The following is a 14,724-nucleotide window of genomic DNA, read 5'->3' as shown; positions in this document are numbered from 1 at the left end:
TTAGGTGCGAAGAGCAGAGTCCATGACACGAATTGCATTGATTCGGATCAATGACTCCGACGAAGTCGCGCAGTCATCGTCAGTCGCGCGATTCGTTACCCATCTGGATACCTGTCTAAGGTGATCAGGTGAGGGATGGTACAGGTCCCGGAATCCAGCGCAGGTCGCCCAAGGCGCGCCTGAATTCCGAGTTGCCGGTCAACGCCTCAGGCCGCCGGCTCGATGTAGCGCGGGAAGGCCGGCGTCGGCGCTGGCAGCGTCGAGCCGGGCGCGATCCGCTTCGCGCCGCCGAGCATTGCGAAGTTGCGCTCGTCCGCGGGAATGCCGAGGCTGTCGAGCAGCAAGCTCGAGGCTGTCGGCATCGCCGGCTGGGCCAGGATCGCGATCTGGCGCACGACCTCGGCGGTGACGTAGAGCACCGTTTTCTGCCTGACAGGATCGGTCTTGGCCAGCGCCCACGGTGCCTCGCCCGCGAAATAGCGGTTGGCCTCCGCGACCACGGCCCACACGGCATTGAGCCATTGATGGATCTGCTGCGTCGACATTGCCTCCCGCGACGCGGCGACCATGCCGTCGGCCATCGCCACGATCGCCTTGTCGTTGTCGCTGAACTCGCCGGGCGCCGGCAGAACGCCACCGAGTTGCTTGGCGATCATCGACAGCGAGCGCTGCGCGAGGTTGCCGAGATCGTTGGCGAGATCGGCATTGATGCGCGCGACGATGGCTTCATGATTGTAGTTGCCGTCCTGCCCGAACGGCACCTCGCGCAGGAAGAAATAGCGCATCTGGTCGACGCCGTACTGGTCGGCAAGGTTGAAGGGATCGACGACATTGCCGACCGACTTCGACATCTTCTCGCCCCTGTTGAACAGGAATCCGTGGGCATAGACCCGCTTCTGCACGGGAATGCCGGCTGACATCAGGAATGCAGGCCAGTACACCGCGTGGAAGCGGATGATGTCCTTGCCGATGATGTGGACGTCCGCCGGCCAATAGCGCCAGTTCTTGTCGCTCTCGTCGGGGAAGCCGACGCCGGTGATGTAGTTGGTCAGCGCATCGACCCAGACATACATCACGTGCTCCTCGTCGCCGGGTACCTTCACGCCCCAGTCGAACGTGGTGCGCGAGATCGAGAGATCGCGCAGGCCACCCCTCACGAAGCTCACCACCTCATTCTTGCGGGAGTCGGGTCCGATGAAGTCGGGGCGATCCGTGTAGAGCTTCAGCAGCTTGTCCTGATAGGCCGAGAGACGGAAGAAATAGCTTTTCTCCTCGACCCACTCGACCGGCGTGCCCTGCGGGCCCAACCTCACGCCGTCGTCGTTCAGGCGCGTCTCGTCCTCGGCGTAATACGCCTCGTCGCGCACGGAGTACCAGCCGGAATAGGTGTCGGCATAGATGTCGCCGTTCGCTTCCATGCGACGCCAGATCTCCTGGGTCGAGCGATGGTGCTGCTCCTCCGTGGTGCGGATGAAGCGGTCGAACGACACATTCAGTCGCTCGTCCATCTCCTTGAAGCGGGCGGCGTTGCGAGCTGCGAGCGCGGCGGGTGTCAGGCCCTCGTTCTGCGCGGTCTGGACCATCTTCAGGCCGTGCTCGTCGGTACCGGTCAGGAAGAACACATCCTTGCCGTCGAGCCGCGCAAAACGCGCCAGCACGTCGGTGGCGATCGCCTCATAGGCGTGGCCGATATGAGGACTGCCATTGGGATAGGCGATCGCGGTGGTGATGTAGAAAACATTGTCGCGCGCGGGGGCGGCAACGGACGCTGCCTGCTTCGGCGCAGGCCGGGCTTTGGGTCTTGAGACCTTGGGCTTCACAGCCTTCGGCGGAGCGACACCAGAAGCCGGTGCGGCGATGACGGCCGGTGCTGTCGCGTTCCTGGCCGCCTTCTTCGTGGGAGCCTCGACTGCCTTTTTAGCTGCCTTCTTCACCGTCTTCTTGGCGACGACCTGCTTCTTCGCAGCCTTTTTGCCTGCCTTCTTTGCTGTTTTCGCGGCAGCCTTTTTCACGCCTTTCTTCGCGGCAGCCTTCTTGGTCTTTCTGACCTTCTTGGCAGCTTTGCGCGCAAGCGCCTTCACGGCCTTCTTCGTGGCTTTCTTGGCAGTCGTCTTGGCTGCCTTTTTCGCAACCTTCTTGCCCTTGGCGGTTTTCTTAGCTCGCGTTGCCACGACGAATTCCTTTACCGGCTTCTCGAAATATGAAATCGAATTTGCGTTAGGTTGTTGCTTTGAGCACGTTCATTTCGGAAAACCGCTCCGCACTTTTCCGGATCGTGCTCTAGCGCGTTGCGTCCGCCAGCCAGCCGAACACCGAGAAAACCAAGGGCTTTCGCTCCAGATTATAGGTTTCGGTGTCGCGCGCGGCGCGGACGATCTTTTCCCATACCTCGGCAAGGCGCGCAAGGCGCGGCAGGTTCTGGTTGGCGTTGGCCTCGTCCGCATGCAGGCGGTCCGCGATCCAGCGATCGACGCCGTCGATGAAGGCCGCAAGCGCGACGCGGTCGCTGGTGCCGAGCGATTCGCCGAGGGTGTGCAACTCGCGCGGATCGACCTCCGGCAGTCGCGCCAGGAGTGCCGCCGTGCGCTGCTGGAGTTTCAGCGCATCCCCGCCGAGCAGCGTCAGTGCCCGTGCAACGCTGCCCTCGGAGGCTTCTGCGGCTTCGCGCAGGGCGAGATCGGTCGGCGCGAGATCAGCGGCCGCGGCGGCTGCCCCTATCACCTCGTCGGTTGAAAGCGCGCGCAGGCGCAGCTTTCGGCAGCGCGACTGGATGGTGGCAAGCACGCGCGCCGGTGCGTGGCTTACCAAAAGGAATAGCGATCGCTGCGGCGGCTCCTCGAGGATTTTCAGAAGCGCGTTCGCAGCATTTGGGTTGAGCTCGTCGACGGTGTCGACGATGCAGACGCGCCAGCCTTCCGCGGCAGCCGTCGAGCCGAAGAACGAGATGGTTTCGCGCGTTTCGTCGACGGTGATGACGGTGCGCATGACGCCGCGGTCGTTGGCGGTGCGCTCCAGCGTCAGCAGGCCGCCATGCGAACTCGCTGCGACCTGCCGCGCCACGGCATCATCTGGATCGATCGCGAGGTCCCGGGCGTTCTGGACAGCAGGTGCAAGCGGCTGGCCGTGGGCGAGCACGAAGCGCGCCATGCGATAGGCCAGCGTCGCCTTGCCGATGCCCTGCGGCCCGCCGATCAGCCAGCCGTGCGGAATACGCCCGCTGCGATAGGCGGTCAGCAGCGCGGTCTCGGCCTCGCGATGGCCGAACAGAAGGCTCGTCTCGCGCGGATGCGGAATGGCGCTCTCGCGCTCGACCTGACGCGGGCTCATGCCGAGACCACCGAGGCCGGCGTCGGCAGGAGACGATCGCGCAGCGCGGTCCAGACGCGCCCGGCGACCGTGTCGGGGTCGGAATTCGCGTCGATCAGCACGCAGCGCGCGGGCTCGTCCCCGGCGATCTTGCGATAGGCCTCGCGCAGGCCCTGATGGAAAGTAAGCTTCTCGCCCTCGAACCTGTCAGGCGTGCCGCTGCCGCGCCGTACCGCCGCGCGGGCCAGGCCGATTTCGACCGGCAGATCGAGGATGATGGTGAGGTCAGGCTTGAGGTCACCGATCGTGACCCGCTGCATGGCGTTGATCAGCCCCGCAGGCACGCTGCCGAGACTGCCTTGATAGGCCCGCGTCGAGTCGGCGAAGCGATCACACAGCACCCAGACGCCCTGCTTCAGCGCGGGCTCGATCACGGTGCGGACGTGGTCATCTCGCGCCGCCGCGAACAGCAGCGTCTCTGCCTCCGGTCCGAGCAGCTTGCCCATGCCAGACAGCACCAGATGGCGCATGATCTCGGCGCCCGGCGAACCGCCCGGCTCGCGCGTAACCAGGGTGCGGAGCCTGGCCGCGCCGAGACGATCGGCGAGCTTCTTGATCTGGGTCGACTTGCCCGTCCCCTCGCCGCCTTCAAAGGTGATGAAGCGTCCGCGTCCGGACGGCCGCTGTCCCGTGCTCTCACTCATGATCAGAGCTTCTCGGCGCCTGCGCGGAACATGCCGATGACGAGCTCGCTGGCGCCGTCGATCGCGCGCCGCACGGTCGAGCCGGTGCCGATCGACTCGGCCGCATAAACAGGCGTTTCCACCGCGATATTGCCGCCGCGCCAGACCCTGACGACGCCGACCAACTGTCCCGCTTGAATCGGTGCGCGCACCGGGCCGCTATAGACGACGCGCGCGATCAGCTTGTCGCCGCCGCTCTTGTGCACCATCACCTTCACCGGCTCTTTCGCGACAAGCTTCACCGAGCGGCTCTCGCCGCCGAACACCTTGGCATAGCCGACCGGCTGGTCTGCCGCGATCAGCGTGCGGGTCTCGAAATTTCGAAATCCCCATTCCAGCATCTTCTTGGCTTCGGTGGCGCGGTCCTCGACGTCTTCAAGCCCGTTGACGACGACGATCAACCGCGTGCCGTTCTGCACAGCCGAGCCGACCATGCCGTAGCCGCCTTCCTTGGTGTAACCGGTCTTCAGTCCGTCGGCGCCTTCCATCGAATTGAGCAGCGGATTGCGGTTGGGCTGGCGGATCTTGTTCCAGGTGAACTCCTTCTCGCCGAACAGTTTATAGAATTCGGGGAAGTCCAGGATGATGTGCCGCGCGAGCATGCCGAGCTCGCGTACCGTCATCTTGTTGCCGGGGTCGGGCAAGCCGTTGGAATTGGCGAAGGTCGATTTGGTCATGCCGAGCTCGCGGGCGCGCTTGGTCATGAAGTCGGAGGCGAAGATCTTCTCGTTGCCGGCGATGCCTTCGGCCAGCGCGATGCAGGCGTCGTTGCCGCTCTGGATGATCGCGCCATGCAGCAGGTCATCGACCGAGACCTTGCTGTTGATGGCCGCGAACATGGTCGAGGTGCCGGAGGGCGCCCCGCCCTTGCGCCAGGCGTTCTCGCTGATCCGGTATTCGTCGGTCAGCTTGATGTCGCCCTTCTTGATCGCGTTGAACACGACCTCCGCGGTGACGAGCTTCATCATGCTGGAGGGCGCGCGCAGCTCATCCGCATTCTTCTCGAACAGCACGCTGCCGCTGGAGGCCTCCATCAGGATTGCGGTGGGAGCGTCGCCGTCGAAGCCGGCATCCTCGGTCTTCTTGGCGCCCTGGACGCTCTGGTTGGCGGCATACAGCACCCCGCCCCAGCTGAGGCTCACGGCGAGCGCCATCGCGACCAGCCCGCGCGCCAGCGCTCCGGCTGCGACGCCGGTGTGACGGAACGAGATGAGACGAAATGCCATGGCAAAGCCCTGAGAGCGGCGTTCTAACAAATGGGACCGGGGCGAACAACACGCAGACCGGTGCCTGTCCCAGAGATTGCACGATTCTCGCCGCATCCCTATCGTGGCACCTCACGTTTCCTGACCAAACCCCTGAAACAAGGCGGAAAAGCGATGTCCACCACCCGCGTGATCAAGACCAACGGGATCGACCTCTTCATCCGCGAGGCAGGTCAGGGGCCGCTCGTGCTGCTGTGCCATGGCTGGCCGGAACTGTCCTATTCCTGGCGGCATCAGATCCCGGCGTTGGCGGCTGCCGGGTTTCATGTCGTGGCCCCCGACATGCGCGGCTACGGTCAGAGCGCAGCGCCCGCCGATGTCGCGGCCTATTCGATCTTCGACCTGGTCGGCGACATGGTTGGCCTGGTGCAGGCGCTCGGCGAGACCAAGGCCATGGTGGTCGGCCACGATTGGGGCGCGCCGGTCGCCTGGCACGCGGCGCTATTCCGGCCCGACATCTTCACCGCGGTCGCGGGCCTGAGCGTGCCGCCGCCGTTCCGCGGGCGCGGCAGGCCGCTCGAGCTGCTGCGCCAGGGCGGCATCACCAATTTCTATTGGCAGTATTTCCAGGTGCCTGGTGTTGCTGAAAGCGAGTTCGAGCACGACGTCGCCCGCACCATGCGCATCGTGCTCGGTGGACGCGGACTTGCCGATCCGAACGCTGCGATGTTCGTGCAGGAGGGCAAGGGCTTTCTCGGCCATGCGACGGCTGAGGAGCCGCTGCCGGCGTGGCTGAGCGAGGATGACCTCGCCCATTTCACCGAAAGTTTCAGCAAGTCCGGATTCCGTGGCGGGCTGAACTGGTATCGCAACCTCGATCGCAATTGGGAGCTCACCGCGCCCTGGCAGGGCGCGCAGATTCACCAGCCTTCGCTTTTCATCGCCGGCGCGCAGGACGCCGTCATTACCGGCCTGATCGGTGCCAAGCGCGTCAACGAGCTGGAGCGCGTGCTGCCCAATCTCACGCGCAAGATGATCATCGAGGGCGCCGGCCATTGGGTGCAACAGGAGCGGCCCGACGAGGTCAACGCCGCACTGGCGAGATTCCTGCGCGAGGCGGCGTCGCGGTAGTTAGGCGAGGTCCTTCCTCATGGCGATGTGGGCCGCGCCCACAGATCCGGCTTCGGTAAATCCTTGCCTTGCGTAGAACCGGCGCGCGGCGAGATTGCTCGCGAGCACCGAGAGCGTCAGCGCACCGACACCCCGCTGCCGCGCGCTCGTTTCAAGAGCACCGAAAATCTGCTTACCGGTGCCGCGACCGCAATCGCGCGGCAGCAGCGCGATGTCGACGATATGCCAGCGCTCGCTCGCACAAGCGAGCAGCAGCCGACCGATCGCAGTTCCGTCCCGTGTGATGATCATTGAGATCGCCCCTGGAAACTGCATGGCATGGCCAGCCGCCTGACTGCGGAATTGTTGCGCGATCACCTGGCTGACGATCGGCCCGGACAAGCCGCTCGCTGTGATCTGCCCTGTCCGCACCTGCTCGAAGAGATGCCGGATGAACGGCCCGTCGATCGGGCTTGCGGGCCGCAGCCGCAGGGCCGGATCATGCGGGATGATGTCGAGCGACGCACGATCAATCATGACGCCGCTTCATGGCAGATTGCTCACCCGAAGGAAGGAAAGGTTCCCGCATAGGCAATACACCAGACGATCGCCAGCGTGGGCTGCGTGTTGTCGTGCGGCTGGTTCTGCCCGGTCAACGTGACGGCATTGGTCACCAAGGTCAAATTGCCTGGCGGCGGCACGAAGCCCGTGAAGTTCGGATCAATCGCCGCTGTCGTTCCTGCCGCTCCGGGACCCGCGGTGGCGCCTTGTGTGGTCTTGGCGCCGAGTTGCAGGGTATGCGTGTGCCGAGCCATGTTATCGCCGATCAAGGTCACCGTCGGGCTGCCGACAGTCTGACCGATGTCGTAATTCTGCAAACCCGGACCTTGCCCCTGGTTGATCGCGATCGCGCCGTTCAAGTTCGGCAGGGCGAAATTGGTCGTGCCGTTGCCGCCGTAATAGGTGCCGATCAATGCAAAAAGCGCAGTGAATTGCTGAATCGGCACCAGTTGGCCGCCGCAGGGCAGCCAGGCGCTATTGAAGCCGGTGACAGCAAAAGGAAACGGAAAGGCCTGGATTTCTCCAACAAACTGATCGGACATGATGTCTTTCCTCGAGAATGCGGGTGCGCGCAACCTAGCCGGATGATGGGAAGATGCCCTCGTTGCAGATGCAATAATTGGCAACGACCGTCGGCATCATGTTGTTGTGGCCGACGCTGTTTCCTGCGGTGGCGACGCAGGCGGCCATCGTGTCGTAGGTTCCGACGTTCGCAATCGGTGCATAGAGTTCACCTGCTGACGCCGTCGCAAGATGGACGGTCTGTCCGGGCGTCGGCGTCGTGCCCACTGTGGTGGACGACATCAGTGCGTGACTGTGGATCGGCATTTCGGCTTCGATCAGCGTGTGCGTCTCCTCACCCCCCGGCTGGCCCAATGTATAAGGCGGAAGGCTAGGACCCTGCCCCTGTCCGATCGGGACGCGGCCTCGCAGATCGGGAAGGTTGAACGTGGTGACACCGTCGCCGCCATAGGTGGTGCCGATCACAGTGTAAAGCACCTGATACTGAGCAATCGGCAGCGCCTGCCCGTTGCAAGCGAACCAGCCAATCGGCACCCGCGGAAAGCCAAACAACCTGATCTCGCCGACAAACGGATCTGACATCGCGTATGATCCTTTGCTTGTGCGCCCCGTTCGTTTGGTCCGTGAAGGCGCAAATATTCGGAATTGATGTGAATGGATTTCGTTTGCGACAACGCCTCAGCGCGGTCGATCAGTTTCGTGACGGATAAATCCCCTGAAGCGCAATCAGATAGCTGATGGCGAGATAGGGCTGCATGTTGTTGTGTGCTTGCCCACGCCCCTCGTTCACCAGATTGGTGCCGGGCGCCAATGACGTGTCGCCACTCCCGGCCGTCGCAAAGATCTTCGTCGGATTAGTCGCCGGCAGAGAGTTCGTTGCAAAGACGTTGCTGGTCGGAGGCACGGCCCCGCGTCCTCCGCCCCCGGTCGCAGCAGACACTTGAATGAGATGATTGTGAGCTGGCAGCTGAGATCCGATCAGCGTGACAGTCGGGGAACCGCCGACCGTGCCCACGGGATACTGACCGGCGTTGCCGGTAGAGCCGAGGATCGCGCGACCGCGCAGATCCGGCAGTGCAAAATTCGTCGTTCCGTTGCCGCCATAATAAGTGCCGAGCAGCGAGAACAGCGCTTGATTCTGCTGGATCGACATGAGCTGGCCGCTGCAAGGCGCCCAGTTTTTTGGAATGATCGTGCCCGCAAAAGGCATGATTTGGCCGAGTACTGGCGAGTACGGCATGACCCTCCCCCTGAAATTCATGCGATCCGTCGAGACGAATTCGATCAGGACGTCGACGCTTAAACTATAGAATGAATACTACTAGTGTGACCCGTCAAGATTGTTCACTACCCTGTGCTGACAGTCAAGCCACGCGCAACTATACATAAGCGCCTCGGCCGCGCCCCCTCGATTGCCATCAAAGCACGCCCTTGTTGCCGCCCTGCAACGGTTCGCCGAAAAGTGGTGCGGGAAGGGCTGGCTAATGCAGTTTGTTCGGCTCGCACGCTTGCGTTGTGCACTGCGTCTCGGCCAAATGCACGCAAAAATATAGGCGAATAATTTCACAATCAGAGATTTCAGTGCGGTCGCTTTTCAGGGAGCTGCCGCCAAGGGGGGCCGGTGAGTCACGCGATTGCGGTGGCCGAGCCAGATACAGCAGGGAAATTGGCGATCCGGTCGCGCGATCGCGCAGCTACGCCCTCACGATTCCTGCGCACTCTTTGGCGCGCAGCTCAACGCTTCTGCATCGCGGCGCTATTGACGCTCGGCGCAACGGCTGCGGCGAACGCGGCTTGCGATCAAACGACGGATTCCACGACGGGAGTGACCATCAACTTCACCTCAGTCGGCCAGACCTATCATCTGTGCTTAACCGTTGGCACGGCCGCGCCCTCGGCCGATGACTCGGTTGTCTACGGCGTTTATTCCGTCGCGGGTACAGATGCATTTTACAATGCGCCGATCGCCAATACGAGCGGCCATTCGGGCAGCCCAATATTCACAGCGGCTGACTATAGTCCGACCACGTCAAATGCAACTTACACATTTCATCCAACAAACCCGAACCAAAACGGTGTGAGCGCAAACGCCGGCCAGGCCGAGATCGATATTACGCTGAACAGCAAGACGGGTAATGGGCAGGACTCTATCATCCTGTACTACACACCGGGCTGTAGCGATTTCAACGTGGGCTGCACCGGAAGTTCGATAGCGAACACCCCTTACACGTTCACGATCAATCTACCCAGCCCGCCCACCGTGACCTCGATCTCACCGACCGCTGGTCCAACGGCTGGCGGCACGACGGTAATCATCACTGGCACCAATTTCACCGGCGCCACGGCGGTGAAATTCGGCGCCACCAATGCCGCAAGCTACTCGGTCGATTCCAGTACCCAGATTACGGCGCACACGGCCGCCGCCAGTGCTGGCACGGTCGATGTCACGGTCACCACAGCAAACGGCACGTCTGCGACCTCGTCTGCCGATCAGTTCACCTATACTCCGGTGCCTACGGTCACCTCGGTCGCGCCGACGTCCGGCCCAGCCGCCGGCAGCACCACGGTGACGGTCACTGGCACCGGCTTCGTCGTTGGCGCGACGACGGTGAGCTTCGGCGGGACCGCCGGCACTGGCGTCAGCGTCAGTTCCCCAACGTCCCTCACTGTGACCTCGCCAGCGCATGCCGCCGGTACTATCGACATCACCGTGACGACCGCAGGCGGCACCTCGGCGACATCAGGGGCAGACCAATTCACCTACATCGCTGCACCGACCGTTACATCGATCTCGCCCACCAGCGGCCCGGATACCGGCAGCACAAGCGTGACACTCACCGGTACCAACTTCACGGGTGTCACAGCCGTAACGTTCGGGGCGACGTCGGCCAGCTTCACATTCAACTCGGCGACATCGATCACGGCGACTGCGCCCGCCGGTACCGGCACCGTGGACGTCAGGGTGACGACTCCTGGCGGTACATCCGCAACATCGGCCGCCGACCAGTTCACCTATGTCGGCCCCCCGTCCGTTACATCGATCTCGCCGACGTCGGGATCGCTGGCTGGCGGCACCAGCGTCGTGATCACCGGTCTCAATTTGTCGGGGGCAACCGCCGTGAACTTCGGCGGAACTGCGGCAACGGGCTTTACCGTCAATTCGGCGACCCAGATCACCGCGACCTCACCGGCGGGTACAGGCACCGTCGATGTCAGGGTGACAACGGCGGGTGGAACGTCAGCCACGTCGGCGGCGGACCAGTTCACCTACCTCGCCGCACCGACCGTTACATCGATCTCGCCGACGGCAGGCCCGGGCGCAGGCGGTACGACCGTCACGATCACGGGGACGGGATTCTCGACCACAACGGCCGTAACCTTTGGCGCGACTTCGGCCACGGGCTTCACGATCAATTCCGCGACGTCGATCACCGCGACGGCGCCGGCCGGATCTGGCACCGTTGATCTCCGCGTGACCAATCCGGGCGGCACGTCAGCGATATCGGCGGCCGACCAGTTCACCTATGTGGCCTCGCCCACTGTTACGTCGATCTCACCGACAGCGGGACCCGCGGCCGGCGGCACTGTCGTGACGATCACAGGCACCAATTTCACCGGCGCGACCGCCGTGACGTTCGGTGCAACGGCGGCAACCGGCTTCACCGTCAATTCGGCGACCCAGATCACCGCGACATCGCCGGCCGGCACCGGCACTGTCGATATCAGGGTGACGAGTACCGGGGGCACCTCGGCAACATCGGCAGCCGATCAGTTCACCTATTTCGCGCTGCCGACCGTGACGTCGATCTCACCGACCGGCGGGCCGCTGGCCGGCGGCACGTCGGTGACGGTCACCGGCACCAATTTTACCGGTGCGACCGCTGTCAAATTTGGGGCGACGAACGCAACGAGCTTCACGGTCAATTCCGCGACCTCGATCACAGCAACCTCTCCCGCCGGGACCGGTACGGTTGATCTCACGGTCACAACGGCGGGTGGAACGTCAGCCACGTCGGCAGCAGACCAATTCACCTACGCCGCGGCGCCGACGGTGACGTCTGTTGCACCGAATGCGGGCCCCACGACGGGCGGGACGTCTGTCACCATCACGGGCACCGCATTGACCGGCGCAACTGCCGTGAAGTTCGGCGCGACCAATGCGACCAGCTTCACGGTCAATTCGGCGACCTCGATCACCGCGACGTCGCCGGCGGGCGCCGGCACAGTCGACGTCACGGTGACGACGCCGGGCGGAACGTCGGCCACGTCGGCATCAGACCAATTCAGTTACACGCCGGCGCCGACCGTCGGCTCGATCTCGCCGACCTCGGGATCCGCGCTCGGCGGCACCTCGGTGGCGATCACGGGGACCGGATTTACGGGCGCCACTGCGGTGAAATTCGGCGCCAACAATGCGACCAGCTTTACGGTGAACTCCGCAACCTCGATCACGGCGACCTCGCCGCCCGGAAGCGGCACTGTCGATGTTACCGTGACGACCGCCGGCGGCACGTCGCCAACGTCGGCCGCCGACCGGTTCAGCTATCTCTCTGCTTCGACCACGACGTCGCTCACGTCGTCGAAAAATCCGAGCAGTTCCGGCGATCCCGTGACGTTCTCGGCGACGGTGGGCAGTTCGGGCGGGACGCCGACGGGAACGGTGACCTTCAGCGATGGCGGCACCGCCATCGGCACCTCAACGCTGTCGGCCGGCATCGCGACCCTCACGACGGCAACGCTTGCCATCGGCAATCACACGATCACCGCGACCTATAACGGCAGCCCAGCGTTCAGCGCCTCGACCTCTCCGGCCCTGACCCAGTCGGTCTCCATTCCCGCCGACAGTGCCAGGCTGCGCGCGCTCCAGGTCAACGCGACCAAGATCGTGGCGCAGAACTCGGGCCAGGCAATATCAGGCGCGATCGACACCGCGATCTCCGAAGGTTTCAGCGATGGCGGACAATACATCACGCCGGGGTCTGGCGGGTTTCGGGTCAACTTCGCAGCGACGCCCGAGGATGACGACGACGACAAGCCGAAATCGGATGGCGCGTCCGCTCAGCAAGGTGGCAACGCCTATTCAAGCGAAGGGGCCGGCGGCCGTTCCGGCGCCGGCCGCGGTTCGTCGCGAATCGCCGACGCCTTCGCCGCGATCGATCGCGCAGCGCCCACCAAGGCGCCGCCGGCGCGCTTTCGTCCGCAACCGGACTGGCTGTTGTGGGCCGATGTCCGCGGCACCGGGATCGACCGCTGGGGCTCGTCCGGCAATATCGGCACGGGCGCCACGCAGGCCACGCTCTACGGTCAACAGATCAACCTGCTGTCGGGCCTGACTTACCGGGCAAGGCCCGACCTGCTGGTCGGCGTGGTCGGCGGCTACGAGAATTTCAGCTACACCGAGACCGACATCAACGGAAGGCTCAAGGGCGACGGCTGGACCGTCGGCACCTATCTCGGCTGGAAGATCATCCCGACGCTGCGCTACGACGTGGCCGTGACCTATTCAGGCATCGGCTATGACGGCACCGCCGGCACCGCACAAGGCAACTTCAACGGCAATCGCTGGATGCTCGCGACCGGCTTCACCGGCAGCTACCGCTGGGCCGATTTCAATTTCGAGCCGTCGGCGAAGGTCTATGCGCTGTGGGAGCGGGAGAACGCCTATGTCGATTCGCTCGGCACCCAGCAGGCCGCCCGCACCTTCTCAAGCGGCCGCGCCTCCGCCGGCAACAAGGTGTCCGTCCCCGTGCCGTGGCTCGATAGCGTGGTGCTGGCGCCCTATGCCGGCGTCTACGCCGACTACTATTTCAGCCAGGACGACGCGGCCGCCATCATCGCCGCCGGCGCCGTGCCGCTGGCATCGACGCCGCTGCTCCAGGGCTGGTCGGCACGGGTCACCGGTGGCATCGGTGCAAGGCTTGCGGGCGGCGCCACGGTTGGCTTCGGCGCCGAGCTCGGCGGCATCGGCGGCAACACGCAGATCTGGACATTCACCGGACGCGCGCGCGTCCCGTTCTGATCATCAAGCGGCAGCCCCACGGGACGGGCATCGTGCGGCAGCAGATATCGGGATCAGTACAAGCCGCGGCCGGTGAGGATGCTGCGCGCTTCGGCCGCGCCGTCATCGGCAGGCCCGGCAGCGCTATTGCTGGCGTAGCGGCCGTCCTGGTCGTAGGATACTTGGCGAACATTCTGGAGGGCCCGGCCGCGGCTGCGGCTCGAGGCCGACATCTCCGAGGTCGCGTTGAGCGAGGCAACATCGGCCGAGGTGTTGCCGAGGCTGTAGGGCCGGCCCTCCGGCATCGGCACTTCGCCGCGGATGGCGCCGCGGCCAGACGACGGCAGCTCCGGCACGAACGGCCTCGCCGAGGCGACCCGGACCATGGAGGGCGACGGCGCCGGCACGCCGGTGCGCAGGGTGGCCATCAGCTGGCGGTCGTCGGAGCCTTCGAGCGGCGCCCGACCAACATATTCGACGCGAACCTTGGCGACGCCGTTGCCTTTGAATTCAAGCAGTTCGGCGGCTTTGTTCGAGACGTCGATGAGGCGGTTGCCGTGATAGGGCCCCCGGTCATTGACGCGGACGATCAGCGATTTGCCGTTGGACAGGTTGGTCACGCGCGCATAGGACGGCATCGGCAGGGTCGGATGCGCCGCGGTCAACGAACCCATGTCGAACACTTCGCCATTGGCGGTCAGGCGGCCGTGGAAATCATCGCCGTACCAGGAGGCCATGCCCTCGGCGCGGTAGTTGACGTCCTCCTCCGGCACGTAGGTCCGCCCCGCCACCACATAAGGCTTGCCGACGCGATAGGTGCCGCCGCCCTTGGGCACGGGCTCGCCCCAGGCCACGACTCGCGGGCTCGAGGACACGCCGTATTTGGGATCGACCCGGCTGGCGAATTTGCTGGACGAGGCGCAATTGGCAAGCGCGAGGCAGCTGGCGACCACCGCGACGCACCGCGCGGCCCGCACCACCGAATCTGACCGTCGGATCCCCATTCGCCCCAAATACCATTTCACCGGAGACCGACCCAGCCCGCTTGCTGCGGGGGCGCCGTCCGGACCTCAACGCTCCGAGACGGCCCACCACCGTCTCAGCGGTAACGATAACGCAACCCGAACACGGCGGAAATGGGGAGCCCGCAGCGTTCGCAGCGGGATGGTAAACAGGACGTTCGCAATTCTCCGTTGATCTACGGTGCACCAGGCCCTCAACGCTGCCTCCGATGTGCCAGTCCCACACAAGCTGTTGCGCCAAAAGCTCACTCCACCCC

11 protein-coding genes are annotated in these 14,724 nt (G+C 64.3%); 2 read left to right on the top strand and 9 right to left on the bottom strand.

Annotation, left to right across the window (positions count from 1 at the left end):
- Positions 1 to 206: 206 nt before the first annotated feature.
- From metG to QY049_RS02660, 4 genes are all read right to left on the bottom strand, one after another.
- Entirely contained in the window at positions 207 to 2,171 is a 1,965-nt protein-coding gene (metG, locus tag QY049_RS02675; RefSeq protein ID WP_301268799.1) for a methionine--tRNA ligase, read from the bottom strand.
- A 109-nt stretch (positions 2,172 to 2,280) separates the two neighbouring features.
- Positions 2,281 to 3,327 carry a DNA polymerase III subunit delta' gene (locus QY049_RS02670; protein ID WP_301268798.1) on the bottom strand — a complete coding sequence of 349 codons (1,047 nt, stop codon included), beginning with the start codon at positions 3,325 to 3,327 and terminating at the stop codon, positions 2,281 to 2,283.
- A complete protein-coding gene (gene tmk, locus QY049_RS02665) occupies positions 3,324 to 4,010 on the bottom strand; it encodes a dTMP kinase (protein ID WP_301268797.1) in 687 nt (228 codons plus the stop codon). The genes QY049_RS02670 and tmk overlap by 4 nt, the downstream gene beginning before the upstream one ends.
- Positions 4,011 to 4,012: 2 nt before the next feature.
- Positions 4,013 to 5,275 carry a D-alanyl-D-alanine carboxypeptidase family protein gene (locus tag QY049_RS02660; protein ID WP_301268796.1) on the bottom strand — a complete coding sequence of 421 codons (1,263 nt, stop codon included), beginning with the start codon at positions 5,273 to 5,275 and terminating at the stop codon, positions 4,013 to 4,015.
- Positions 5,276 to 5,428: 153 nt separating this feature from the next.
- On the opposite strand from QY049_RS02660, the gene QY049_RS02655 reads away from it, so the two are divergent.
- Positions 5,429 to 6,385 carry an alpha/beta fold hydrolase gene (locus QY049_RS02655; RefSeq protein ID WP_301268795.1) on the top strand — a complete coding sequence of 319 codons (957 nt, stop codon included), beginning with the start codon at positions 5,429 to 5,431 and terminating at the stop codon, positions 6,383 to 6,385.
- Here the strand turns inward: QY049_RS02655 and QY049_RS02650 are convergent, their stop codons facing one another.
- From QY049_RS02650 to QY049_RS02635, 4 genes are all read right to left on the bottom strand, one after another.
- The gene (locus QY049_RS02650; protein WP_301268794.1) at positions 6,386 to 6,901 is read right to left on the bottom strand and encodes a GNAT family N-acetyltransferase; all 516 of its coding nucleotides are present in this window, start codon (positions 6,899 to 6,901) and stop codon (positions 6,386 to 6,388) included.
- 23 nt (positions 6,902 to 6,924) lie between these two features.
- Positions 6,925 to 7,467 (bottom strand): phage tail protein, encoded by a 543-nt coding sequence (locus QY049_RS02645; protein WP_194475903.1) that lies wholly within the window; start codon positions 7,465 to 7,467, stop codon positions 6,925 to 6,927.
- 34 nt (positions 7,468 to 7,501) lie between these two features.
- Entirely contained in the window at positions 7,502 to 8,029 is a 528-nt protein-coding gene (locus QY049_RS02640; RefSeq protein WP_194475902.1) for a phage tail protein, read from the bottom strand.
- A gap of 109 nt (positions 8,030 to 8,138) precedes the next feature.
- Positions 8,139 to 8,687 carry a phage tail protein gene (locus QY049_RS02635; protein ID WP_301269255.1) on the bottom strand — a complete coding sequence of 183 codons (549 nt, stop codon included), beginning with the start codon at positions 8,685 to 8,687 and terminating at the stop codon, positions 8,139 to 8,141.
- Positions 8,688 to 9,524: 837 nt separating this feature from the next.
- On the opposite strand from QY049_RS02635, the gene QY049_RS02630 reads away from it, so the two are divergent.
- Positions 9,525 to 13,466: an IPT/TIG domain-containing protein gene (locus QY049_RS02630; RefSeq protein ID WP_301268793.1), complete on the top strand. Its 3,942-nt coding sequence runs from the start codon at positions 9,525 to 9,527 to the stop codon at positions 13,464 to 13,466.
- A 53-nt stretch (positions 13,467 to 13,519) separates the two neighbouring features.
- On the opposite strand, the gene QY049_RS02625 is transcribed toward QY049_RS02630, so the two are convergent.
- A complete protein-coding gene (locus QY049_RS02625; RefSeq protein ID WP_301268792.1) occupies positions 13,520 to 14,449 on the bottom strand; it encodes a septal ring lytic transglycosylase RlpA family protein in 930 nt (309 codons plus the stop codon).
- Positions 14,450 to 14,724: the final 275 nt, after the last annotated feature.

Origin of the sequence: Bradyrhizobium sp. WYCCWR 13022, assembly GCF_030435535.1 — a bacterium.
GTDB lineage: Bacteria > Pseudomonadota > Alphaproteobacteria > Rhizobiales > Xanthobacteraceae > Bradyrhizobium.
Note: the sequence above shows the minus strand (reverse complement) of the source record. Positions and strands in the feature narration are given on the sequence as shown.

What these genes read in the sequence shown, in the direction of transcription:
- QY049_RS02635 (WP_301269255.1), bottom strand. Translation starts at nt 8,687, where the DNA reads ATGCCGTACTCGCCAGTACTCGGCCAAATCATGCCTTTTGCGGGCACG.
- QY049_RS02640 (WP_194475902.1), bottom strand. Translation starts at nt 8,029, where the DNA reads ATGTCAGATCCGTTTGTCGGCGAGATCAGGTTGTTTGGCTTTCCGCGG.
- QY049_RS02670 (WP_301268798.1), bottom strand. Translation starts at nt 3,327, where the DNA reads ATGAGCCCGCGTCAGGTCGAGCGCGAGAGCGCCATTCCGCATCCGCGC.
- tmk (WP_301268797.1), bottom strand. Translation starts at nt 4,010, where the DNA reads ATGAGTGAGAGCACGGGACAGCGGCCGTCCGGACGCGGACGCTTCATC.
- QY049_RS02655 (WP_301268795.1), top strand. Translation starts at nt 5,429, where the DNA reads ATGTCCACCACCCGCGTGATCAAGACCAACGGGATCGACCTCTTCATC.
- QY049_RS02660 (WP_301268796.1), bottom strand. Translation starts at nt 5,275, where the DNA reads ATGGCATTTCGTCTCATCTCGTTCCGTCACACCGGCGTCGCAGCCGGA.
- QY049_RS02625 (WP_301268792.1), bottom strand. Translation starts at nt 14,449, where the DNA reads ATGGGGATCCGACGGTCAGATTCGGTGGTGCGGGCCGCGCGGTGCGTC.
- QY049_RS02650 (WP_301268794.1), bottom strand. Translation starts at nt 6,901, where the DNA reads ATGATTGATCGTGCGTCGCTCGACATCATCCCGCATGATCCGGCCCTG.
- QY049_RS02645 (WP_194475903.1), bottom strand. Translation starts at nt 7,467, where the DNA reads ATGTCCGATCAGTTTGTTGGAGAAATCCAGGCCTTTCCGTTTCCTTTT.